The organism is Vibrio sp. Y176 (assembly GCF_033438945.1).
Window position 1 is genome coordinate 1 of record NZ_JAWOQS010001091.1, and the last position, 536, is coordinate 536.

Here is a 536-nt window from a genome sequence, read left to right on the forward strand (position 1 = left end):
CAAGTACATAACGAATCACAAACTCTTTGAAAAGCTAACGTTTCTTCTGCGCTTATTGCGCATCAGGGAACCACTCTTGCAGCAAATCACGCGAGCGCTCTAGCTCTTTTTGCCAAGAGTTCACGCCAACAACGGTCGGTTTAAGTAGAATAACTAGCTCAGTTTTTTGTGTCACATTCGAAGTGTTGCGGAACAAGTGACCCAGAGCTGGCACGTCGCCAAGGAATGGGACTTTTGACACTTGCTCGACATTTTGTTGCTTCATCAAGCCGCCGATAACCACAACATCGCCATCTTTCGCACGAATGACCGAATCAGATTCTCGAATCGAGCTTTTTGCCAAAGGCAATTGAATGTTTTGAAAATCACCACCAAGATTTAACTGCTTCACTTCTTCTGTGACTTCAATGACCGCTGGATGCACATGCAAGAACACGTTGCCCTTGTTGTCGATTTGTGGCGTCACATCAAGTGAAATGCCCGAGAAGAATGGCGTCAGTTCCACTTCAGGAACCGCATTAGAGTTTTCACCATTA

The 536-nt window shown here is 45.5% G+C and carries 1 pseudogene; it reads right to left on the bottom strand.

The window, feature by feature from the left end:
- Window positions 1–52 precede the first annotated feature (52 nt).
- Window positions 53–536, bottom strand: a pseudogene (locus tag R7O13_RS30370) (pilus (MSHA type) biogenesis protein MshL); the annotation flags it as partial.